This is a genomic window from Brevundimonas sp. DC300-4 (genome assembly GCF_049897365.1).
Lineage (GTDB): Bacteria > Pseudomonadota > Alphaproteobacteria > Caulobacterales > Caulobacteraceae > Brevundimonas.
In genome coordinates this window covers 529,109-549,777 of record NZ_JAFCWC010000001.1, presented here as the reverse complement: position 1 = coordinate 549,777, position 20,669 = coordinate 529,109, and the positions used below count along the sequence as shown (strand labels likewise).

General features: G+C 66.6%; 20 protein-coding genes and 1 pseudogene. 16 read left to right on the top strand and 5 right to left on the bottom strand.

Features of this window, described 5'->3' with window-relative positions:
• Positions 1-25 precede the first annotated feature (25 nt).
• Entirely contained in the window at positions 26-2,077 is a 2,052-nt protein-coding gene (locus ACP7AZ_RS02815) for a transglycosylase SLT domain-containing protein (protein WP_426035843.1), read from the bottom strand.
• A 114-nt stretch (positions 2,078-2,191) separates the two neighbouring features.
• On the opposite strand from ACP7AZ_RS02815, the gene dapA reads away from it, so the two are divergent.
• Together dapA and smpB are read left to right on the top strand one after the other, a co-directional pair.
• Positions 2,192-3,073: a 4-hydroxy-tetrahydrodipicolinate synthase gene (gene dapA / locus ACP7AZ_RS02810; RefSeq protein ID WP_426035841.1), complete on the top strand. Its 882-nt coding sequence runs from the start codon at positions 2,192-2,194 to the stop codon at positions 3,071-3,073.
• Positions 3,073-3,576, top strand: a complete 504-nt coding sequence (smpB, locus tag ACP7AZ_RS02805) for an SsrA-binding protein SmpB (protein ID WP_303695808.1) — start codon at positions 3,073-3,075, stop codon at positions 3,574-3,576. The genes dapA and smpB overlap by 1 nt, the downstream gene beginning before the upstream one ends.
• Here the strand turns inward: smpB and ACP7AZ_RS02800 are convergent.
• From ACP7AZ_RS02800 to ACP7AZ_RS02790, 3 genes are all read right to left on the bottom strand, one after another.
• Positions 3,573-3,794: a hypothetical protein gene (locus ACP7AZ_RS02800; protein ID WP_426035839.1), complete on the bottom strand. Its 222-nt coding sequence runs from the start codon at positions 3,792-3,794 to the stop codon at positions 3,573-3,575. The two genes, smpB and ACP7AZ_RS02800, sit on opposite strands and share 4 nt — an antisense overlap.
• Positions 3,795-3,900: 106 nt before the next feature.
• Positions 3,901-4,542, bottom strand: coding sequence for a uracil-DNA glycosylase (locus ACP7AZ_RS02795; RefSeq protein ID WP_426035837.1), 642 nt, complete (start codon positions 4,540-4,542; stop codon positions 3,901-3,903).
• Positions 4,539-5,120: an NYN domain-containing protein gene (locus tag ACP7AZ_RS02790; protein ID WP_426035835.1), complete on the bottom strand. Its 582-nt coding sequence runs from the start codon at positions 5,118-5,120 to the stop codon at positions 4,539-4,541. Before ACP7AZ_RS02790 ends, ACP7AZ_RS02795 begins: the two co-directional genes overlap by 4 nt.
• Between ACP7AZ_RS02790 and folK the strand changes: the two genes are divergently transcribed.
• From folK to ACP7AZ_RS02765, 5 genes are all read left to right on the top strand, one after another.
• The gene (gene folK / locus ACP7AZ_RS02785; RefSeq protein ID WP_426035833.1) at positions 5,119-5,688 is read left to right on the top strand and encodes a 2-amino-4-hydroxy-6-hydroxymethyldihydropteridine diphosphokinase; all 570 of its coding nucleotides are present in this window, start codon (positions 5,119-5,121) and stop codon (positions 5,686-5,688) included. The two genes, ACP7AZ_RS02790 and folK, sit on opposite strands and share 2 nt — an antisense overlap.
• Before the next feature lies 1 nt (position 5,689).
• Positions 5,690-6,130, top strand: a complete 441-nt coding sequence (locus ACP7AZ_RS02780; RefSeq protein WP_426035831.1) for a hypothetical protein — start codon at positions 5,690-5,692, stop codon at positions 6,128-6,130.
• A complete protein-coding gene (locus tag ACP7AZ_RS02775) occupies positions 6,127-6,285 on the top strand; it encodes a hypothetical protein (protein ID WP_426035829.1) in 159 nt (52 codons plus the stop codon). Before ACP7AZ_RS02780 ends, ACP7AZ_RS02775 begins: the two co-directional genes overlap by 4 nt.
• A 98-nt stretch (positions 6,286-6,383) precedes the next feature.
• On the top strand, positions 6,384-6,743 hold the full coding sequence (gene rpoZ, locus ACP7AZ_RS02770; RefSeq protein ID WP_303695799.1) for a DNA-directed RNA polymerase subunit omega: 360 nt from the start codon (positions 6,384-6,386) through the stop codon (positions 6,741-6,743).
• Between the two features lie 95 nt (positions 6,744-6,838).
• Positions 6,839-9,025 carry a RelA/SpoT family protein gene (locus ACP7AZ_RS02765; RefSeq protein ID WP_426035827.1) on the top strand — a complete coding sequence of 729 codons (2,187 nt, stop codon included), beginning with the start codon at positions 6,839-6,841 and terminating at the stop codon, positions 9,023-9,025.
• A gap of 69 nt (positions 9,026-9,094) precedes the next feature.
• On the opposite strand, the gene ACP7AZ_RS02760 is transcribed toward ACP7AZ_RS02765, so the two are convergent.
• Entirely contained in the window at positions 9,095-9,211 is a 117-nt protein-coding gene (locus ACP7AZ_RS02760; protein ID WP_303695797.1) for a hypothetical protein, read from the bottom strand.
• A 281-nt stretch (positions 9,212-9,492) separates the two neighbouring features.
• On the opposite strand from ACP7AZ_RS02760, the gene dnaE reads away from it, so the two are divergent.
• From dnaE to ACP7AZ_RS02715, 9 genes and pseudogenes are all read left to right on the top strand, one after another.
• A complete protein-coding gene (dnaE, locus tag ACP7AZ_RS02755; protein WP_426036076.1) occupies positions 9,493-12,945 on the top strand; it encodes a DNA polymerase III subunit alpha in 3,453 nt (1,150 codons plus the stop codon).
• A 251-nt stretch (positions 12,946-13,196) separates the two neighbouring features.
• Positions 13,197-13,991 (top strand): annotated as a pseudogene (gene rpsB / locus ACP7AZ_RS02750) (30S ribosomal protein S2); the annotation flags it as partial.
• Positions 13,992-14,239: 248 nt separating this feature from the next.
• A complete protein-coding gene (gene tsf, locus ACP7AZ_RS02745) occupies positions 14,240-15,184 on the top strand; it encodes a translation elongation factor Ts (protein WP_426035825.1) in 945 nt (314 codons plus the stop codon).
• A 99-nt stretch (positions 15,185-15,283) separates the two neighbouring features.
• Positions 15,284-16,030: a UMP kinase gene (gene pyrH / locus ACP7AZ_RS02740; RefSeq protein ID WP_425990831.1), complete on the top strand. Its 747-nt coding sequence runs from the start codon at positions 15,284-15,286 to the stop codon at positions 16,028-16,030.
• Between the two features lie 27 nt (positions 16,031-16,057).
• Positions 16,058-16,615, top strand: a complete 558-nt coding sequence (frr, locus tag ACP7AZ_RS02735; protein ID WP_425990829.1) for a ribosome recycling factor — start codon at positions 16,058-16,060, stop codon at positions 16,613-16,615.
• 34 nt (positions 16,616-16,649) lie between these two features.
• A complete protein-coding gene (uppS, locus tag ACP7AZ_RS02730) occupies positions 16,650-17,405 on the top strand; it encodes a polyprenyl diphosphate synthase (RefSeq protein WP_426035823.1) in 756 nt (251 codons plus the stop codon).
• Positions 17,405-18,223 (top strand): phosphatidate cytidylyltransferase, encoded by an 819-nt coding sequence (locus ACP7AZ_RS02725; protein WP_426035821.1) that lies wholly within the window; start codon positions 17,405-17,407, stop codon positions 18,221-18,223. The genes uppS and ACP7AZ_RS02725 overlap by 1 nt, the downstream gene beginning before the upstream one ends.
• Positions 18,220-19,416, top strand: coding sequence for a 1-deoxy-D-xylulose-5-phosphate reductoisomerase (dxr, locus tag ACP7AZ_RS02720; RefSeq protein WP_426035819.1), 1,197 nt, complete (start codon positions 18,220-18,222; stop codon positions 19,414-19,416). Before ACP7AZ_RS02725 ends, dxr begins: the two co-directional genes overlap by 4 nt.
• A gap of 30 nt (positions 19,417-19,446) precedes the next feature.
• The gene (locus ACP7AZ_RS02715) at positions 19,447-20,664 is read left to right on the top strand and encodes a M50 family metallopeptidase (protein ID WP_426035817.1); all 1,218 of its coding nucleotides are present in this window, start codon (positions 19,447-19,449) and stop codon (positions 20,662-20,664) included.
• The last annotated feature ends 5 nt before the right edge of the window (positions 20,665-20,669 follow it).

Genomic DNA, 20,669 nt, shown 5'->3' with positions numbered 1-20,669 from the left:
TCTCAAACGATCAGGCTCGAGGCGATCAAGGCTGGTAGGGCTGGGGTCCGCCGGCGCCGCGCGCGATGTCCGCCGAGGTGGTGAGCGGGGCCGAGCCCCCGTTCAGGCGGGCCTTGTAGACTGCCATGTTCTCCATCACCCGCATCATGTAGTTGCGCGTCTCGGTGAAGGGCGCGCACTCGATGAAGTCGATCGGATCGACCCCGCCGGCTGCCAAGCCGCCGCGCGGATCGCCGCAACGGGCCACCCATTGCGGAGCCCGTGCGGGCCCGGCGTTGTAGCCCACGGTGGTCAGCAGCATCGAGCCCCGGAACTGGCTCATCAGCTCGCCCAGATGGTAGCTGCCGAGGGTCATGTTGTAGTCGGCATCCCACAGTCGCTCGGCCGACCAGGACATGCCCAGACGACGGGCGACGCCGGAGGCGGTGGAGGGCAGGAACTGCATCATGCCGCGCGCATCGGCGCCCGATCGGGCGCGCGGGTCGAAGCTGGATTCCTGACGCGTGATGGCCATGGTGAAGGCCAGGGGGGCGGCGCCGGCAACCTCGGGCGGGATGCGGATCGGGTACTGGCGCTCGGGCAGCAGGAAGCCGCGCTGGCTGGCGGCGCGACCGACCATCATGGCCCCGAAGCCGTCGCCGTAGCCGCGCGTCATGTCCATCAGGAGAGCCAGGTCGTTGATGCCCGGCAGGGTGTCGTCCAGGTGGTAGGCGAAGACGCGATAGAGGCTCGTCTCGCCCGTCTCGCCCAGGATGCGGGCGGCGCGAACGACCTCATTGGCTTCGAAGGATGCGACGTCGTTCCGGGTCGGGACGGGCTCGGGCGGCAGGGTCAGGGTGGTCATCCCCGCCTTCTCCGCCGCCAGCTGGCCGTAGAAGGTCTGAATGTGACGTGCGCCGCCCTGATAGAAGGCCTGGGCGCTGGCCTGGTCGCCCTGGGCTTCCGCCGCGCGACCCAGCCAGTAGAGGGCGCGGCCTTGGGTGATCGGGGTGGAAGACGACTGGCGCAGGGTCTCGAAGTGACCGGCGGCGCGTGCGGGATCGCCCAGCTTGGTCAGGGCGACCCAGCCGGCGAAGAACTCGGCGTCGACCTTGCGCTCGCCTGACGGGAAGCCGTGACCGGCCATGGCGTCATAGGCCGCGCGCCACTCGCGGCGCTCCAGCGCGTCGAGGAAATAGTTGCGGCGCTCGTTCCACAGGGCGGTCTGGCCGTCGGCGTGGAGGGGCGCGGCAGGCAGGGCGGACAAAAGGGCGAAGCCTTCGGTCTGGCGATTGGCCGCTCGCAGGATACGGACTCGCTCCAGGACGACTGCAGGGTCAGCGGCCTGTGACGGCGACAGGCTGGCGACGACGCTGTCGGCCGCATAGGCGCTTCGCAGGGTCATGGCGGCATTGGCGGTGGCGCGGCGCTCCGGCGAGACCAGATCGAGCATGGCGCGGGTCGCTGGGCCATGCGGGCCGGTCAGCAGCATGTTCATCCGGGCGTCATGATCGCGCTGGGTGAGGGTGTTGCCCCAGCGGGTGAGGATGCGGCTCTGGGTCGCCTCGTCGAAGGACTGGGTCTGCCACCATTCCTGGATCAGCAGGCGGGCCTCGCCGGAACGGCCGCGCTGGTCCAGCGCATCGGCCAGGGCGATGGCGCCCTGCACCGTCGTCGGACGCGACGCGCTGAAGAAGGCGAGGGCGGCATCGGCGCCCATGCCTGCGCGTTCCAGCGCCTGTTCGCCGGCAGCGATTCGGGCCTCGGCGCGGGGCCAGGCGCGCATCGCCTGAACGTCGTTGGACAGCTCGGTCCAGGACAGTTGCGGCGCGGCAGTATCGACGAGCGCCCACTCGACCAGCTTCCTGGCCGTCGGGTCGCCAATGCCGGAGATGGCGTTCTGCGTGCCCATCACGTCGCGGGCGCGAGCGGCGGCCAGACCCTGGCGGAAGAGGGCGGTGTCGGCGTCGCCCAGGATGCGCGCCTGATATCCGCCGCTCTGCCCGGTGACGTAGGGCGTCGGCTGACGGTTCAGGTCGGCAGCCTGCGGAATCGGCGCGAGAACGGCCAGTACGGCCGCTAGGCTGGTCGCGAGCATGATGTGTCCGATCCTCATTCATCCCGGTTGCGGGTTCGAGCCCGGCAACCTACCCTCTTGCGTCTCGTATCAGGCGCCCGTCGCCCATCCCCCACGCAAGGTATTCTTGTTTCAATGACCGCCCCCTTGTTCAAGGGCGTGATCACCGCCCTGATCACACCACTTCGTGACGGAAACGTGGACGAAGGCGCCTTCGAGGCCCTGCTGGAACGCCAGATCGCCGCCGGGGTTCACGGCGTCGTCCCCATGGGCACGACCGGAGAGAGCGCCTCACTGACATCTGACGAGCATCGTCAGGTGGTCGAGTTGTGCGTACGGCTGGCTGCGGGTCGGGTCCGGGTCATCGCGGGCTGCGGCTCAACCGCGACCGACAGGGCCATGGGTTACACCCGGCATGCCAAGACCGTCGGCGTCGACGCCGCCCTGGTCGTGACGCCCTATTACAACAAGCCCTCGCAGGCGGGGTTGCAGGCCCATTTCGAAGCCATCGCAAACGCGGTCGAACTGCCGCTGCTGCTCTACAACGTGCCCAGCCGGACGGGTGCGGACATGGCCGATACGACCGTGGCGGCGCTTGCGGCGCATCCGAACATCGTCGGCATCAAGGACGCGACCGGCGACATGGCGCGGGTGAGCTGGATGCGGGTTAACATCGGCGGATCCTTCGCCCTGATCACCGGCGATGATGCGAGCTTCCCCGGCTATATGGCCCACGGCGGGGGCGGTATCATCTCCGTGGTGTCGAACGTCGCTCCCGAAGGCATGGTCGCCCTGTGGAACGCCATCCAGGCTGGCGACCGAGCCCTGGCCCTGTCCTGGCAGGACCGGCTGAGCGGACTGGCAAGAGCGCTTTTCCTGGACAGTTCGCCGGCACCGACGAAATACGCCCTGGCCCGGCTGGGGCTTTGCACCGAGGAAATGCGGTTGCCGCTCGTGCCGATGCGCGATGACGTCAAGCCGGCCGTCGATGCGGCCATGGCCGCGGCGGGTCTGTGATGGCCACCACCAAGGAAAAGGCGGCCGCGACCGTCAAGGCTCCGATCACCAAGGCCAAGCTGATCGCCGAGAACCGCCGGGCGCGGTTCGACTATTTCCTCGAGGATAATCTCGAGGCCGGGATCATGCTGCTAGGGACGGAAATCAAGGCCCTGCGTATGGGTCGGGCCAATATCGCCGAGAGCTATGCGGCGGTGGAAGGGCGCGAGATCGTGCTGATCAACGCCGACATCCCACCCTATGCCCAGGCCAACCGGTTCAACCACGAGCCGCGCCGGCCGCGGAAATTGCTGCTGCATCGCAAGCAGATCGACCGGCTGATCGGGGCGGTCCAGAAGGACGGCCAGACTATCATCCCGCTGCGGCTCTACCTGAATGACGACGGCAAGGCGAAGCTTGAGATCGCCCTGGCCAAGGGCAAGAAACTGCACGACAAGCGCGAGGCCTCGGCCGACCGCGACTGGCAGAGGGACAAGGCCCGGCTCATGCGCGACAAGGGCTAGAAGCCCGCAGAGCGGCTCAAGGGGCTGGCCTCGATTACATTCGGGATCGAGGCGACGGCGGCCGGATTGGCGTCATAGAGGCCGAGCGACGGGCGGATCATCGCTTGCAGAACCTGACCCGACAGCGTGAGAACGATCGCCGCCAGGATTGCGAGCCCCGCGACCTTCCGCTCGCCTGCTGTGAACAGTTGAGGTTTGTTGTTGGTCTGTCTGCGCATCTGAACCTTCCTCTCCCTCCTGCAACGGAAGCTGCGCCGCAGTGTTCCGCCCGGTTCCGCGTCAGGAAGACTCGCCGATTCGGTGTGTCCGGCGAACAACAGTCGCCTAAACGGGGTCGGCCTCGATGGCGGCGCGGGCGCGGGCGAAGATGGTCACGAACATCTCTGGCGTCAGTCGGCCGGTGTTCGTGTTGAGCCGGGAGCAGTGATAGCTGTTGATCAGGGTGTAGGGGCCGACCTTTGCCTCGACGCCGTGACCGGCGGCCATGCCGGAGGCCGGGACGCCAAGCGCCTTCAGCACGCTCTTTCGCGACACGTCGCCCAGTGTGACGATGACTTTCAGCCGGGGCAGGGCGGTCAGACGGTCGATCAGGAAAGGGCGGCAGGTCTTCTCCTCGATCGGCAGGGGCTTGTTCAGCGGCGGGGCGCAGCGGACGGCGTTGGTGATCATGCAATCGACCAGTTGCAGGCCGTCGTCGGGTCGCGCGTCGTAGACGCCGGTCGCGAAGCCTGTCTTCGTCAGGGTCTGGTAGAGGATCCAGCCTGCGCCATCCCCGGTGAAGGGGCGGCCGGTGCGGTTGGCGCCGGTTCGACCAGGGGCGAGGCCGACGACCAGCAGGCGGGCGTTGGGATCACCGAACGAGGGGGCGGGGCCGTTGAACCAGTCTGGGTTCTGGCGCCGGTTCTCCTCACGATAGGCGACGAGGCGGGGGCAAAGCGGGCAATCGCGGGGCGGTTCCGGGGTCATGCGCGATCGTCCGCCGGGAAGGTGCGCACCGTCGGCGTGGTCGCTGGCGTGCGGGGGCGGCCGTAGTCCTGGAGCAGGTCGACCAGTTCGACGAAGTCATCAGCCTGACGCCGCAGTTCGTCGGCGATCATCGGCGGCTGGCTCTTCAGGGTCGAGACGACGGTGACGCGGACGCCCTTCGACTGCACCGCCTGGACCAGCCGGCGGAAGTCGCCGTCGCCGGAGAAGAGGATGGCATGGTCGATGCGCGGGGCCAGCTCCAGCATGTCCACCGCGATCTCGATGTCCATATTGCCCTTGGTGCGCGTATGGCCCTGGGCGTCGGTGAATCGCTTCACCGGCTTGGTCACCAGCGAGAAGCCGTTGTAGCCCAGCCAGTCAATCAGGGGCCGGATCGGAGAGAACTCTTCGCCCTCGGTCACCGCCGTGTAATAATAGGCGCGAACCAGGACGGCTTTCTCCCGGAACGCATCGACCATCTTCTTGAAGTCGATGTCCGCGTTCAGGGCCTTGGTCGCCGAATACAGATTGGCCCCGTCGATAAACAGCGCCAGACGGTCGGTCGGATAAAGTCTCATGGAAATCGCGTCCCCGGAATCGGTCACAGCCCCTCAGGCGGTCAGCGTCAATATCGACGTCGACCTGGATCTGGACGCCGCCGTCATCGTCGCCCTGGGCTGCAATGACAAGGGGGTCTGGCCCTCGTGCCGCGAGGCGCTGGAAGCGGCGCTGCACCGGTTTCGCTTCGAAGGGATCGATGTGATCGCCAGTTCGAGCTGGTGGACGTCGCAGGCCTGGCCCGACCCGAGCGACCCGCCCTTCGTGAACGGCGTCGTCATCGTGCGCACGGACCATGATCCTCACGCCCTGATGGCGGCCCTGGGCCGGATCGAGGAGGCGTTCGGACGACGGCGCACAGCCGCCAATGCGCCGCGCACGCTGGACCTGGACCTGATCGCCTATGGCCGGGAGCAGGGCGATTGCAACGGCCTGATCCTGCCGCATCCGAGAGCGGCCGAGCGGCTGTTCGTCATGGGGCCGCTGGCGGAGATCGCGCCGGGGTGGGTTCATCCGCATGGGGGAGAGGCGGTCGAGCTTGCACGGATGGCGAGCGTCGGGACAGATGCACATCTTTCGCGGAGTTAACATGCGTCGTCTCGCTGGCGCTTTGGCTCTCGTCCTGATCTCTGCGCCGACACCGGGGCTCGCCCAATCCGACTGGCTCGACGTCGCACAGGCGACCGCGCCGCGAGACGCCTGGCCCGTGGGGGGCTTCGCTGTGTCGGGCCGCAATGGAACCTGGCGGCACGATATCTACAGCCGGTTCGTACCCTTTCCCGACACTGAGGACGGACTGGGTTTCGGCCACTTCGCCATCCGCAAGTCGCTGAACAATCCCGAGGGGATCGAGCAGATCGTCTGGGCGGATGAAGAGACCTGCCCGCAGGTCCTGGGGGTGATGCGCGCGCTGGATGCCTTCCAGCCGCCGCAGATCGATATCTGGGGGTTGCGACGGCGCATCCCCATCGAGGCGGCCTGTATCCAGCCGCGCCGGGACCGGACGGAAACAGCTACGCGATCTGGGTGAAGGCGCAGGCGCAGACGGCGGATGGCGACTTCACGGATCTGATGATCGCCGGCGGGGCTGGATTGATCAAGGGCTTCGTCGAGTTCGCGGAGGGCCAGCTGGCGGCATGCTGGAGCCGCGACATTCCGGCCGGCTTCGAGCGCTCGCACCGGTAGCCGCCGCAAAACCGCCGCCCTGGGAGTGCAGATGTGGCGTTGCACAAAGGCATGCCTATCTGTATGCAACGCGGTTCTCCCCCCGCCCGAGGTAATTCATGGCTCGCGTCACTGTCGAAGACTGCATCGAGAAGGTGCCGAACCGGTTCGGCCTGGTCCTGCTGGCGGGTAACCGCGCCCGCGCGATCGCCAACGGCGCCGCCCTGACGCTCGATCGCGACAACGACAAGAACCCCGTCGTCGCCCTGCGCGAAATCGCCGACGACACAGTCGTTCCGGCCGAACTGCTTGAGACCGTCATCGTCGCCCTGCAACGCGTCGACGAGCGCACGGAAGCCGAGGACGAGGCGGAAATCGTCGGTCTGCTGGCCGAGCCGCAACATATGAACATGGCCGAGGCCGAGCTGATCCGTGCGCTGCAGAGCGACCGGGACGGCGGCCAGGAGGAACGCTACTGACGGCGGTACCCGCCAACGGTATCACCATCCTCCCGGCGCGGTCCGGTACGACCCCGCCGCCTAAGATCATTGCCAATGACACCGCTTCGCCGTCTGTGGAAACGCAGGCGGCGAAACGCATTCCGGTCCTGCGCCAGTTCGAACTGATCGAGGCGGTCAAGGCCTATGACCCCACCGCCGACGAGGCCTTGCTGAACCGGGCCTATGTCTATGCGATGAAAATGCACGGCTCGCAGTTGCGGGCCTCTGGCGACCCCTATTTCGCCCATCCGATCCAGGTCGCGGGCATTCTGACCGACTACAAGCTCGACACCGCTACCATCGTCACCGCACTGCTGCATGACGTGGTCGAGGACACCTCGGCGACGCGCGACGATATCGCGGCCATGTTCGGCGAGGAGGTGGCAGGGCTGGTCGAGGGGGTGACCAAGCTGAGCCGGCTGGAACTCCAGGCCGAGCATACGCGCCAGGCCGAGAACCTGCGCAAATTCATCCTGGCCATCTCCAAGGATGTGCGTGTCCTGCTGGTGAAGCTGGCGGACCGTCTGCACAACATGCGGACGCTCAAATACGTCAAGCCGGAGAAACGTGAGCGGATTTCCAGGGAGACGCTGGAAGTCTACGCGCCTCTGGGCCGGTCGATCGGCATCCATTCGATCGCGTCCGAGCTGGAAGAACTGGCGTTCGAACACCTGAACCCCACGGCCCGGACCGCCATAGAGCGGCGCCTGGAGGCGCTGAAGCTCGAACACGGCCACGCCACCGAAGGCGTCGCCGCCGAGATCCAGCAGGTGCTCAGCGAGGCCGGCATCGCGGCGCGCGTCTATGGTCGCCAGAAGACTCCCTATTCGATCTGGCGGAAACTGCAGCGCAAGTCGGTGGGCTTTTCGTCCCTGTCGGACATCTACGGCTTTCGGGTTCTGGTCGCGTTCGAGGACGACTGTTACCGCGCCCTGGGCGTCATCCACCGCGCCTGGCCGATGGTGCCGGAGCGGTTCAAGGATTTCATCTCCACGCCCAAGTCGAACAACTACCGCTCACTGCACACGACCGTCGTCGGACCGGGCGGCCTGCGGATCGAGATGCAGATCCGCACCGAGGCCATGGATCGGGTGGCCGAGGACGGGGTGGCGGCGCACTGGGCCTACAAGAACCAGTCCTATGGCTTTGACCAGGAGGCGATGGAGAAGGATGGCGGGCGCGACCCGCTGCAGAACCTGCGGCACCTTGTGCAGGTCATCGAGCACGGGGAGGGGGGCGAGGACTGGGTCGAGCACGCCAAGCTCGAGATGTACCTGGACCAAGTCTTCGTCTTCACCCCCAAGGGCGCCCTGATCACCCTGCCGCGCGGCGGGATGGCGCTGGACTTCGCCTATGCGGTCCACACCGAGGTCGGGGACACGGCCGTCGGGGTCAAGATCAATGGCGAGCTGAAGCCCATGCGTACGGCGCTCCAGAACGGCGACGTGGTCGAAATCATCCGCGGCAAGAAGCGCGAGGCGCCGGCCGACTGGCGCAGCCTGACCGTCACTGGCCGGGCGCGGTCGGCGATTCGTCGCCATATCCGTTCGTCGGAGCGGGACGAATTCTACAAGCTGGGCAAGACGACGCTGGAGCAGGCGTTGACGCGCGCGGGCAAGTCGTTGGCCGATGTGTCGCTGAAGGTCGTGGTCGAGACCCTGGCGACGGGGACGCAGGAAGACCTGTTCGACGCCATCGGCCGGGGACGGATCCAGGCCAACCGGGTCGTCGAGATCCTGTTCCCTTCGCTGAAGGGGACGCTGACGACGGGCGCGGATCGCAAGAAGATCGGCGACGCCCACGCAAGGCTGTTTGTGCGCGGCGGAGGCCTGACGCCGGGCATCAGCATCCATTTCGGCGCTTGTTGCACCCCGGTGCCAGGCGACCGGATCGTCGGCATCCTCGAGCCCGAAAAGGGGCTGACCGTCCATGTCATCGACTGCCAGAAGCTGGCCGATTTCGCGGACAACGACAGCGTCTGGCAGGACCTGCAGTGGACGCCGCAGGCCGAACAGGGGGTGGTCGGCACCGCCCGGCTGCGCGCCACGATCCAGAACGCGCCGGGCGTGCTCGGTCAGGTCGCCACAGTGATCGGCGAGGCCGGCGGCAACATCCTGAACCTGAAGATGGCCCACCGGCAGTCGGACTTCTTCGACATGGACCTCGACGTCGAGGTCGCTGACGCCAAACACGCCACCAGTATTATCGCCGCTCTGAGGGCCAATCCCAGCGTGGATACGGTCGAACGCTCGCGGGGGTAACCTTGGCTTTCGCATCCTCCGCCCCCCCCCACGCCTTCGCGGCGCAGACCGGGGGATGACGAATAGCGCCTATTTTTTGCCGGGCGGCTGGGTGAAGGGCGAGGTTCCGACCGACACCGCCGGCTTGGGCTTCTCGGCCTTGGGTTTGCGGACTTCCTTGTTCGACTTCACTTGACCCTTGGCCATGACCGATACTCCTGACGCGCGCCGCCGGGAGGGCGGATGCCTGTCCTCCTCCAACGCGAGATTTTCCACAATAGCCGCCGCCCAAGCTTCACGCCCTGTTGACGAGAACAAACTGCCAACATAGAACAATACCAGAACGATACATCTGGGGATAAGGCGATGACAAGAGTGGTTCGGGAAGCGCTGTCGCTTGCATCGTGCGGCGGCTTTGTCTGGATGGTCTGGCAGGTCGCCCTGTTGGCGAGATGAGTCGCCTCCGGCCTGCGCTCGAGGTTCAGGCCATCACCGATACGCCCGCAGAGACCGGTTTCGTCCATCTGAGGGTGCGCTCGGCCTATTCGCTGCTTGAAGGCGCGATCAAGGCGGGCAAGGTCGGCAGGCTGGCGGCGGATATCGGCATGCCGGCGGTGGCCGTGGCGGACCGGGTCAATCTGTTCGGGGCGCTGGAGTTCTCCGAGGCTTCGAAGAGCGTTGGTGTTCAACCATTGATCGCCTGTGCGCTGCCGGTCACCGGCATCGGCGGAAAGCGCGGTGAGCGCTGGGCCAAGGTCCCGACCGTGGTCCTGATATGCCAGAACGAGACCGGCTGGCGAAACCTGTGCGCCCTGTCGTCCTCGGCCTATCTCGATGCGGGCGACGAGGAGCCGCACGTGCCCTGGGCCAAGGTCGTCGCCCATTCGGAAGGGCTGATCCTGCTGTCCGGCGGCCCTGACGGCCCCGTCGACCCGCTGCTCGTGCAGAACAAGCCTGGCGAGGCCGCCACGACCCTGGCCGCCATGGCCGGGGAGTTCGGCGACCGCTTCTATGTCGAGCTGCAGCGCCACGGCCTGCCAGACGAGGCCGCCGCCGAGCGTGGACTGGTCGAATGGGCCTACGCCAACGACCAGCCGCTGGTCGCCACGAACGACGTCCACTACGCCAAACAGAACCAGGCGAAGTCGCACGACGCCCTGCTGTGCATCGCCGACGGCGCCTTCACCGGCCAGGAAGACCGGCGCCGGATCACCGACCAGCATTTCTTCAAGTCGGCCCCAGAGATGCGGACCCTGTTCGCCGACCTGCCCGAGGCCTGCGACACCACGATCGAGATCGCGCGCCGTTGCGCCTTCCTGGTCAAGACCCACCCGCCGATCCTGCCGCGCTTCGACGCCGGAGACGGCCGCACCGAGCCCGACGAACTGATGCACCAGGCCCGCGAGGGTCTGAAGGCGCGGCTGAAGCTGGTCACGCCCTCGGCGCCCGAGGCCGACTACTGGACGCGACTAGAGTGGGAGGTCGGGATCATCACCCAGATGGGCTTCCCCGGCTATTTCCTGATCGTGGCGGACTTCATCAAATGGGCCAAGTCGCACGGGATTCCTGTCGGGCCGGGGAGGGGATCCGGGGCAGGGTCTCTGGTCGCCTGGGCCCTGACCATCACCGATCTGGATCCGTTGCGGTTCGGTCTGCTGTTCGAGCGGTTCCTGAACCCCGAACGGGTCTCCATGCCCGACTTCGACATCGACTTCTGCCAGGAGCGGCGCGAGGAGGTGATCACCTATGTCCAGGAGCGCTACGGCAAGGACCGGGTCGCCCAGATCATCACCTTCGGTACCCTGCAGGCGCGGGCCGTGCTGCGCGACGTCGGCCGTGTGCTGCAGATGCCGCTGGGCCAGGTCGACCGGCTCTGCAAGATGGTGCCGAACAACCCGGCCAATCCGACCACGCTGGCGCAGGCCATCGAGATCGAGCCCCGCCTGAAAGAGGCCCGCGACGCCGAGCCGGCGGTGGCGAACCTGCTGGCGACGGCGCTGGAACTCGAGGGGCTTTACCGCAACGCCTCGACCCACGCCGCCGGCATCGTCATCGGCGACCGGCCGCTGGTCGAGCTGACGCCCCTGTATCAGGACCCCCGCTCGGACATTCCGGCCACCCAGTTCAACATGAAATGGGTCGAGCCGGCCGGTCTGGTGAAGTTCGACTTCCTCGGCCTGAAGACCCTGACCGTGCTGGACCGGGCGCACGGCTATCTGAGCCGCAGGGGCGCCGCGCAGGACTTCAACCTGCTGCCGCTCGACGACAGGTCGACCTATGAGCTGATGGCCTCGGGCCAGACGGTCGGGGTGTTCCAGCTGGAATCCCAGGGCATGCGCGACACCCTGCGCAAGATGCGGTGCGGCTCCATCGAGGAGATCACGGCCCTGATCTCCCTCTACCGGCCGGGGCCGATGGAGATGATCGACACCTATATCGATCGCAAGTTCGGGCGACAGGAAGTCGATTACCTGCATCCGTCTCTGCAGGAGACGCTGTCGGAGACCTACGGCGTCATCATCTACCAGGAACAGGTGATGAAGATCGCCCAGATCCTGGCCGGCTATTCTCTGGGCGAGGCCGACCTTCTCCGACGCGCCATGGGCAAGAAGAAGAAGGAGGAGATGGACATCCAGAAGGCGCGCTTCATCGCGGGCGCCTCCGAGAAGTCCGTGCCGGAACAGCAGTCTGACACCATCTTCGAACTCGTGGCCAAGTTCGCCGGCTACGGCTTCAACAAGTCGCACGCCGCCGCCTATGCGCTGATCAGCTACCAGACGGGCTGGCTGAAGGCGAACCACCCCGTCGAGTTCTTCGCCGCCTCAATGTCGCTCGACCTGTCGAACACCGACAAGCTGGCGGTCTTTTATCAGGACGCGCGCAAGTTCGAGGTGCCAGTGCGTGCGCCCGACGTGAACGCCTCCTCGGCCGACTTCGACGTCAGCTGGGATGAGGGCAAGGGGGCGGTCCTTTATGCGCTCGGCGCCATCCGCAACGTGGGCCTGGAGGCGATGAAACATGTCGTCGAGGTGCGCGAGACCGGCGGGCGGTTCGCTGACATCTTCGATTTCCTGGAGCGGGTCGATCCGCGCGCGGTCAACAAGCGGGCGCTGGAAGGCCTGGCCAAGGCTGGAGCGTTCGACTCGATCCACCCGAACCGGCGCCAGCTGTTCGAACAGGCCGACACCCTGATGGCCTATTGCCAGAGCGTGGCGGCGGACCGGACCTCGTCGCAGGTGTCGCTGTTCGGCGCCGATCAGGCCGGCGCGTCGCGGCCCCGGCTCAAGAGCATGGAGCCCTGGGTCGGGCCTGAACGCCTGGATCAGGAGCTGTCGGCGGTCGGCTTCTACCTGTCCGGCCACCCGCTGGAGGACATGGAGGGCGCGCTGCGGCGCAAGCGCGTGACCTTCGTCGCCGAGGCGGTGCAGCGCGCGGAGCAGGGCCACGACGCCTTCCTGATGGCCGGCGTTGTGCGCCGCCGTCAGGAAAGGGCCAGCCAGAAATCCGGCGAGAAGTTCGCCTTCGTCACCTTCTCGGACCCGACCGGCGAGTTCGAATGTCTGTTCCCGCCGGAACAGTTAAGGAAATGCCGCGAACTGCTGGAGGTGGGCGCTGCCCTGATGGTGCGGGTTCGGGCGAAGTCGTCGGACGGCGAGGTGCGGTTCTTCGGCGATGACTGTTCCAGGCTGGAGACGCTGGTGGACGACGCGTCGGTGGGACTGCGGGTCCACGTCTCCGCGCGCTCCACGGATCCGGCGGCGATCCAGGTCCGATTGGCCAGGGCCCTGGCGCAAGGAAAGGGCGGTGAGGTCACCCTGATCGCCTCGTTGGACGGGCGACGCGAGGTGGAGGTGCGGTTGCCCGGCCGCTATCGGCTGGACGGGGCGCTGCGCGGGGCGCTGAAGTCGGCGCCCGGGGTGCTGATGCTGGAGGATGCCTGAGGTCGGCCCGGATATATATTTTCTGTGGATTCCTCACTCCTGCGGGCAAGGATGAACGATCCGCTCTTGTGCGCTCGAACCCTCTTCCGCCGGGGGAGGGTTGCTTTCTCGCGCGTCCAGGACTAGAAACCTGCCCACTTCACACGCAGGCGTGGCGCGTTTCGGGGAGACATCCTGAAGCGCTCCGTTCCGAGGGACCATCCGGTCCTTTCACCGTCTGCGGCGGAATAATCGGAAAAAGGACTTCCAAGATGGCTCTGCCTGACTTCTCCATGCGCACCCTGCTCGAAGCAGGCGCCCACTTCGGCCACCAGACGCACCGGTGGAACCCGAAGATGGAGCGCTACATCTTCGGCTCGCGCTCCAACATCCACATCATCGACCTGTCGCAGACGATGCCGCTGTTCCACCAGGCTCTGGTGGCCGTACGCGAAGTCGCCGCCAAGGGCGGTCGCGTCCTGTTCGTCGGCACCAAGCGCCAGGCTGCAGAGCCCGTCGCCGAGGCCGCCAAGCGCTGCGCCCAGTATTACATGAACAACCGCTGGCTCGGCGGCACCCTGACCAACTGGCGCACCGTGTCGGGCTCGATCGCCCGCCTGCGCGAGCTGGAAGGCCTGCTGGAGCGCGGCGGGGAAGGCCGGGTCAAGAAGGAACTGCTGACCCTCGAGCGCGAAAAGGAAAAGCTGGAGCTTTCCCTGGGCGGCATCAAGGACATGGGTTCCATCCCCGACATCATGTTCGTGATCGACACCAACAAGGAAGCGATCGCGATCCTCGAGGCCCGCAAGCTGAACATCCCGATCATCGCGATCCTGGACACCAACTCGGACCCCGACGGCATCACCTATCCGATCCCGGGCAACGATGACGCCGCGCGCGCCATCCAGACCTATTGCGACCTGATCGCCGACGCCGTCCTGGACGGCCTGGCCGCCGGCGCCGCGAACTCCGGAGTCGACCTGGGCGCGATGGAAAACCCCGTCGAGCCGATGCTGGCCGAGGCCTCGGCCCCGGTTGAAGCCGATCTCGCCCCCGAGGGCGCCGAGGCTGTCGCCGAGGAAATGCTGGCCGCGTCGGCCGAAGAGACGCCTGCCGAAGAGCCTGCTGCCGAAGAGCCTGCTGCCGAAGAGCCTGCTGCCGCGGAGCCTGCTGCCGTGGAACCGGCAGCCGAAGCCGAGAAGACCGAAGCCTGATCGGATCGGTCCGGCGATCCGGACCGTCCGCAAAACTGACATGCGGCCGGGGTAATCCCCCGGCCGCTCATGCATTCGATACAGACCTCAGGAGACCAGAAATGGCCGAGATCACCGCCGCCCTCGTCATGGAACTGCGCGCCAAATCCGGCGTCGGCATGATGGACTGCAAGAAGGCGCTTCAGGAAACCGACGGCGACATCAGCGCCGCGATCGACTGGCTGCGCGCCAAGGGCCTGTCCAAGGCCGCCAAGAAGGCCGACCGTGTCGCCGCCGAAGGCCTGGTGGCCGTCGCCAGCCGCGAAGACGGCAAGGGCGAAATCGGCGCCGCCATCGAGTTCAACTCGGAAACCGACTTCGTCGCCCGCAACGAGCTGTTCCAGAACGCCGCCAAGGCCTTCGCCCAGAAGGGCCTGGAGCACCACTCCGTTGAGGCCCTGCACGGCGCCGAGCTGGAAAACGGCAACACCATCCAGGCCGAGGTCACCAACATGATCGCGACCATCGGTGAGAACATGCAGCTGCGTCGGGCGGCTCGCCTGTCGGTCGATGAAGGCGTCGTCGCCTCCTACGTCCACAACGCCGTGGCTCCGGGCCTCGGCCGCATCGGCGTGCTGGTCGCCCTGCACGGCGGCGGCGACAAGGTTGCCCTGCGCGAACTGGGCCGCAAGATCGCCATGCACGTGGCCGCGACTGCTCCGCTGTCGCTGAACACGGACGATCTGGACCCGGCCGCCGTCGAGAAGGAACGCTCGGTCCTGACCGAAAAGGCCAAGGAAGAAGGCAAGCCGGAAGCCATGATCGCCAAGATCGTGGAAGGCCAGATCAACAAGTTCCAGAGGGACGTGGTGCTGACCAAGCAGCCGTTCGTGATGAATCCGGATGTGACCATCGAACAGTTGGTCGCCGACACGGGCAAGGAACTGGGCGCTCCTGGCCTGCACCTGGCCGGCTTCGTCCGCCTGGCTCTGGGCGAGGGCGTGGAGAAGATCGAGGGCCCGGACTTCGCTTCGGAAGTGGCCTCGATGATGGCTCCGAAAGTCTAACCATACATACTGCGTGACTATCGGGGCGCGTTCGGCTTTGAAGCCGGACGCGCCCTTCGTCTATAAAGGCCCGCCCGATTCCCGTGAAACGAGACCCCCATGCCTGCTGACAGCGCCCCCCCGCGATACAAGAAGGTGCTGCTGAAGGTCTCGGGCGAGGTCCTGATGGGCGAGCAGGGCTATGGCATCGACATGCACACGGTCGATACCGTGGCCGCGGCCATCGCCCGGGTGGTCAAGGGCGGGACCCAGGTCTGCCTGGTGATCGGCGGCGGCAACATCTTCCGTGGTCTGTCGACGGCGGCCGCGGACATGGAGCGCGCCAGCGCCGACTACATGGGCATGCTGGCCACCGTCATGAACGCCCTGGCCATGCAGAACGCCCTGGAGAAGATCGGCGTCGATACTCGGGTGCAGAGCGCCATCCCGATGGCCGCGATCGCCGAGCCCTACATCCGTCGTCGCGCCGTGCGCCACATGGAAAAGGGGCGGGTGGTGATCTTCGCCGCCGGCACCGGCAACCCCTATTTCACGACCGACACGGCCGCCGCCCTGCGCGCCGCCGAGATGGGCTGCGACGCCCTGCTGAAGGGAACTTCCGTGGACGGCGTGTATTCCGCTGACCCGAAGAAGGACAAGACCGCGACCCGCTACGACCACCTGACCTATCAGGACGTGCTGTCGCAGAACCTGAAGGTCATGGACGCCGCCGCCATCGCCCTGATGCGCGAGTCCAAGATTCCGATTGTGGTGTTCTCGATCCGCGAGGAAGATTCACTGCGCAAGGTGCTGAAAGGCAAGGGAACGTTCACCGTGATCAGTGACGCTCCGCCCAAAGCCGCCTGAGACAAGACCAAGAATGAGGAGACCCCGATGGCCAAGCCTGATCTGAAGACCTATCGCGACCGTATGGACAAGGCTGTGTCCTCGCTGAAGGAAGAATTCCAGGGCCTGCGCACCGGCCGCGCCAATGCTGGTCTGCTAGATCCCGTTCAGGTGCAGGCGTACGGCTCCTCGTCGCCGCTGAACGCCGTGGCGGCGATCAGCGTGCCCGAGCCGCGCATGATCTCGGTCAGCGTCTGGGACAAGACGATGGTCGGACCGGTCGAGAAGGCCATCCGCGCCGCCGGTCTGGGCCTGAACCCCATCGTCGATGGCCAGACCCTGCGTATCCCCGTGCCGCCCCTGACCGAAGAGCGTCGCAAGGACCTGGCCAAGCTGGCCGGCAAATACGCCGAAACGCAGAAGATCTCCGTGCGCAATGTGCGTCGCGACGCCAACGACGACCTCAAGAAGGCCGAGAAGGCGGGCGACATCAGCCAGGATGAGCAGAAGAAGATGGAAACCGAGGTCCAGAAGGACACCGACGCGGCCATCAAGCGCATCGACGAGACCTTGAAGACCAAGGAAGTTGAGATCATGCAGGTTTGAGGCCTCCCTCAAGCCTCGACAGAACGGATATCGGATGACGGCCCCCTCCGGCGGCGCGCCAGCCCCTGAAGCGGGGCCCCGGCATGTCGCACTGATCATGGACGGCAACGGTCGCTGGGCTCAGGCTCGCGGTCTGCCCCGGGCCATGGGTCATCGCGAGGGTGTGCAGGCGCTGAAACGCACCGTCCAGGCGGCGCCGGCCTTCGGCATCGAATGCCTGACAGTGTTTGGGTTCTCGACCGAGAACTGGCGGCGTCCGGCCGAAGAGGTCTCCGACCTGATGGGATTGGTCCGGTCCTATGTGGCCAGCGATCTGGCCCGGCTGGAGCGGGAGGGCGTACGCGTGCGCGTCCTGGGCCGCCGGACCGGACTGCCCGCCGATATCGCGGCCATCGTCGAACGCGCCGAGCGGTCGACGGCGCACAACAGCCGCTTCCTGTTGCAGGTCGCGTTCAACTATGGCGGCCGGGCGGACATCGTCGATGCGGCCAAGGCCTATGTGGATCGGTTGCTGGCCGGCGAGGCGACCGGGCCGCTGGATGAAACGACCCTGGGACTGGGCCTGTCCACTGCGGACGGACCACCCGTGGACTTGATCGTGCGCACTTCGGGCGAGCAGAGGCTGTCCAACTTCCTCCTGTGGGAGGCGGCCTATGCCGAGCTGGTTTATCAGGACGTGCTGTGGCCCGACTACGGGGCCGAGGCCTTGGCCGATGCGGTGGACCAGTACCTGCAGCGCGACCGACGGTTCGGCGCGATCGCGGTCGAGCCGGCGCTCGCGGTCAGCTGATGGCGTTCAAGGTGCGCGACATGGGCCTGCGCGCCGCTTCGGCCATCGTTCTGGCGCCGCTGGCCATGCTGGCCGTCTGGTTTGGCGGACCCTGGATTCTCGGCGTCCTGCTGATCGCCTGTGTCGTCCTGTCCATGGAATGGGCCAGGATGAGCGCTCCGTCCGACTGGAAGGCCGTCGCCGCCGCCGTCGCCCTGGCGCTGGTGGCCACACTGCTGTCCAATCCGAACGAGGCCCTGTCCTTCAGCCTGGTGCTGCTGGTTTTCGGCGGCGCTGCGGCAGGCCTGTTCGCGAGGGCGCGCGGGCAGTCCGGAATCGATGCGGCCTACGGCGTGCTGTACCTCGGTTGGCCGGCACTGCTGCTGATCTGGTTGCGGGACGGGAACACGGCGATCGGCTTCTACTGGGTGACGTTGGCCTTCGTGGTCGCCTGGGCGTCGGATATCGTGGCCTTCCTGGTTGGCAGCGCCGTCGGAGGCCCGAAGCTGTGGCCGCGGTTCTCGCCCAACAAGACCTGGTCCGGCTTCATAGGCGGCTTGCTGGCGGGCACTGTGGCCGGCGCCGCCATGTCGGCCCTGCCCGAGGCGGGCGTGCGCTCGATGCAGTGGAGCGCGCTGCTCGGCTTCGCCGCCGCCCTGGCGACCATGGCCGGCGACCTGTGGGAATCTGCTCTGAAGCGGCGGTTCGGGGTCAAGGACGCGGGAAACCTGATTCCGGGACACGGCGGTCTGATGGATCGGGTGGACGGGCTGATGTTCGCCATCGTGGTCGTCGCCGTCGGACGGGTCCTGGCCAACTATTTCGGCGCGGGCACGTGATCCGGCGTCGCGTGACTGTGCTGGGGTCCACGGGCTCCGTCGGCGCCTCGACTCTGGACCTGATGGATCAGGCGGAGGCGGCCGGGACAGGGGCCTTTGAGGTCGTCGCCCTGACCGGCGGAAACAATATCGAGCGGCTGGCCGAACAGGCGCGCCGCTGGCGTCCCGCTGTGGCCGTCACGGCCGATCCGAACAGGCTGGAAGAGCTGCGTACGGCGTTGACCGGGACCGGCATCGCGGTGGCGGCGGGAGAGGCGGCCGTGGTCGAGGCGGCGACGCGACCGGCGGATCTTGTCATGGCCTCGATCGTCGGCGCCGCAGGGCTGAAGTCCGCCTGGGCCGCCGCCGCGACGGGAGCGACCCTGGCCTTGGCCAACAAGGAAAGTCTCGTCTGCTGCGGCTCGGCCCTGATCGAGCGGGTCAAGGCGAGCGGAGGCCGGTTGATTCCGGTCGATTCCGAGCATTCCGCCATCTTCCAGGTCTTCCCGTCCGAGGCGCCTGAACGGGTCTCCAGACTGATCCTGACGGCGTCGGGCGGCCCGTTCCGCCAGGCCTCGCGCGCTGACATGGCCTCAATGACCCCGGAACAGGCCGTCGCTCACCCGAACTGGAGCATGGGGGCCAAGATTTCGGTCGACAGCGCCACCATGGCCAACAAGGGCCTGGAAATGATCGAGGCGGCCTATCTGTTCAACATGCCGGCCGATCGCATCGATGTGGTCGTCCACCCCGAATCGATCATTCACAGCCTGGTCGAGTTCATTGACGGCTCGACCCTGGCCCAGATGGGGCCGCCGGACATGAAGACCCCGATCGCCTACGCCCTGGCCTGGCCCGACCGGATGGCCTGGCCGGCGCCCAAGCTGGACCTCGCCGCCCTGGGTCGGCTGACCTTTGAGGCGCCCGATCCGGAGCGGTTTCCGTCCCTGCGACTGGCGCGCGAGGCGCTCGAGGCGGGCAGGGGAGCGCCAACGATCTTCAACGCCGCCAATGAGGTCGCCGCCCTGGCCTTCCTTGACCGGCACCTGGCCTTTCTCAATATTGCCGCAGTCGTCGCCGAAACCCTTGATCGGATGACGAAGACGGGGGCGGATGCCGATTTCGACGATGCCTGCGCCGGCGCTCTTGCGCTCGATGCTCGCGCCCGCCGGGTCGCGATCGAAATCGTCGGGGATCTGGCGTTCGCCGCCTGATCCCTTCGGCTCAGCGGAAATGGAGACGGTATGCTGAACGCGCTGGGACAGGCCCTGATCTACATCGTGCCGTTCCTGCTGGTGCTGACGGTCATCGTCACCATCCACGAACTGGGCCACTTCCTGGTCGCGCGCGCCTTCGGCGTGAAGGTCGATCGGTTCGCGATCGGCTTCGGCAAGGCCATGTTCAGCCGCACCGACCGGAACGGTATCGAATGGCGCGTCGGCTGGATGCCGCTGGGCGGATATGTGAAATTCTCCGGCGACATGGATGCGTCCAGCGTACCCGACAGCCGGGGCCTCGATACGCTGAAGTCCGAGATCGTGGCGCGGGACGGTATCGGCGCCGAGCGCGACTATTTCCACTTCAAGCCGGTCTGGCAGCGGATGCTGATCGTCGTCGCCGGTCCGGTGGCGAATTTCATCCTAGCGATTTTCATCTTCACCCTTCTGTTCTCGCTGCTCGGGGTGGACCTGCGCCCCGCCCGGGTGGCCGAGGTGACGGCAGGGTCGCCCGCCGCCGCCGCCGGATTTCAGGCTGGTGACCTGATCACGGCCATCGACGGCCGCGTGATCGCCGACGCCGGAGAGGTAACGCGCAAGGTCAGCCTGTCGGCCGGCGACGCCGTCCAGTTCACCGTCGAGCGCGCCGGATCGGAAATACGGCTGGTCGCGACGCCCATCCGGCGGGTCGAAACGGATCCGATTGCGGGCCGTGTCAGCGTGGGCCGGATCGGCCTGGCCCTGTCCTCCACGGCGGCCGAGACCCGTCACGTCCGCTATAATCCTGTCGAGGCCGTCGGCCGCGGCGTCCAGGAGACCGGCGACATCCTGGGAACCACCCTGACCTATCTGGGCCGGATATTCACGGGCCGTGAGTCGGGGGATCAGTTGAGCGGGCCGCTGGGCATCGCCAAGGCGTCCGGGGCCCTGACCAACGCGGCGGTGGCCGCCAATCCCGATCCCGTGGCGACCGTGTTGAACCTGCTTCTGACGCTGACGAGCTTCGCCGCCATACTTTCGATCGGAATCGGCTTTCTAAACCTCTTGCCCATCCCGGTTCTGGATGGCGGACATCTGGTCTTCTACGCCTATGAGGCTGTGGCGAAGAAACCCGTTGCCGCCGTCGTTCAGGAGGCGGGGTACCGGGTCGGTCTTGCTTTGCTGGCGGGTTTGATGTTGTTCGCGACCTGGAACGACCTGCAGAAGTTGAACCTGTTCAAATTCCTGGGCGGGCTCGTCAGTTGAGCCGA

Bases quoted from the DNA above. Each gene is read 5' to 3' on its own strand.
- ACP7AZ_RS02815 (WP_426035843.1), bottom strand. From the start codon at position 2,077: ATGCTCGCGACCAGCCTAGCGGCCGTACTGGCCGTTCTCGCGCCGATT.
- dapA (WP_426035841.1), top strand. From the start codon at position 2,192: ATGACCGCCCCCTTGTTCAAGGGCGTGATCACCGCCCTGATCACACCA.
- smpB (WP_303695808.1), top strand. From the start codon at position 3,073: ATGGCCACCACCAAGGAAAAGGCGGCCGCGACCGTCAAGGCTCCGATC.
- ACP7AZ_RS02800 (WP_426035839.1), bottom strand. From the start codon at position 3,794: ATGCGCAGACAGACCAACAACAAACCTCAACTGTTCACAGCAGGCGAG.
- ACP7AZ_RS02795 (WP_426035837.1), bottom strand. From the start codon at position 4,542: ATGACCCCGGAACCGCCCCGCGATTGCCCGCTTTGCCCCCGCCTCGTC.
- folK (WP_426035833.1), top strand. From the start codon at position 5,119: ATGGAAATCGCGTCCCCGGAATCGGTCACAGCCCCTCAGGCGGTCAGC.
- ACP7AZ_RS02790 (WP_426035835.1), bottom strand. From the start codon at position 5,120: ATGAGACTTTATCCGACCGACCGTCTGGCGCTGTTTATCGACGGGGCC.
- ACP7AZ_RS02780 (WP_426035831.1), top strand. From the start codon at position 5,690: ATGCGTCGTCTCGCTGGCGCTTTGGCTCTCGTCCTGATCTCTGCGCCG.
- rpoZ (WP_303695799.1), top strand. From the start codon at position 6,384: ATGGCTCGCGTCACTGTCGAAGACTGCATCGAGAAGGTGCCGAACCGG.
- ACP7AZ_RS02760 (WP_303695797.1), bottom strand. From the start codon at position 9,211: ATGGCCAAGGGTCAAGTGAAGTCGAACAAGGAAGTCCGCAAACCCAAG.
- tsf (WP_426035825.1), top strand. From the start codon at position 14,240: ATGGCCGAGATCACCGCCGCCCTCGTCATGGAACTGCGCGCCAAATCC.
- pyrH (WP_425990831.1), top strand. From the start codon at position 15,284: ATGCCTGCTGACAGCGCCCCCCCGCGATACAAGAAGGTGCTGCTGAAG.
- frr (WP_425990829.1), top strand. From the start codon at position 16,058: ATGGCCAAGCCTGATCTGAAGACCTATCGCGACCGTATGGACAAGGCT.
- uppS (WP_426035823.1), top strand. From the start codon at position 16,650: ATGACGGCCCCCTCCGGCGGCGCGCCAGCCCCTGAAGCGGGGCCCCGG.
- ACP7AZ_RS02725 (WP_426035821.1), top strand. From the start codon at position 17,405: ATGGCGTTCAAGGTGCGCGACATGGGCCTGCGCGCCGCTTCGGCCATC.
- ACP7AZ_RS02715 (WP_426035817.1), top strand. From the start codon at position 19,447: ATGCTGAACGCGCTGGGACAGGCCCTGATCTACATCGTGCCGTTCCTG.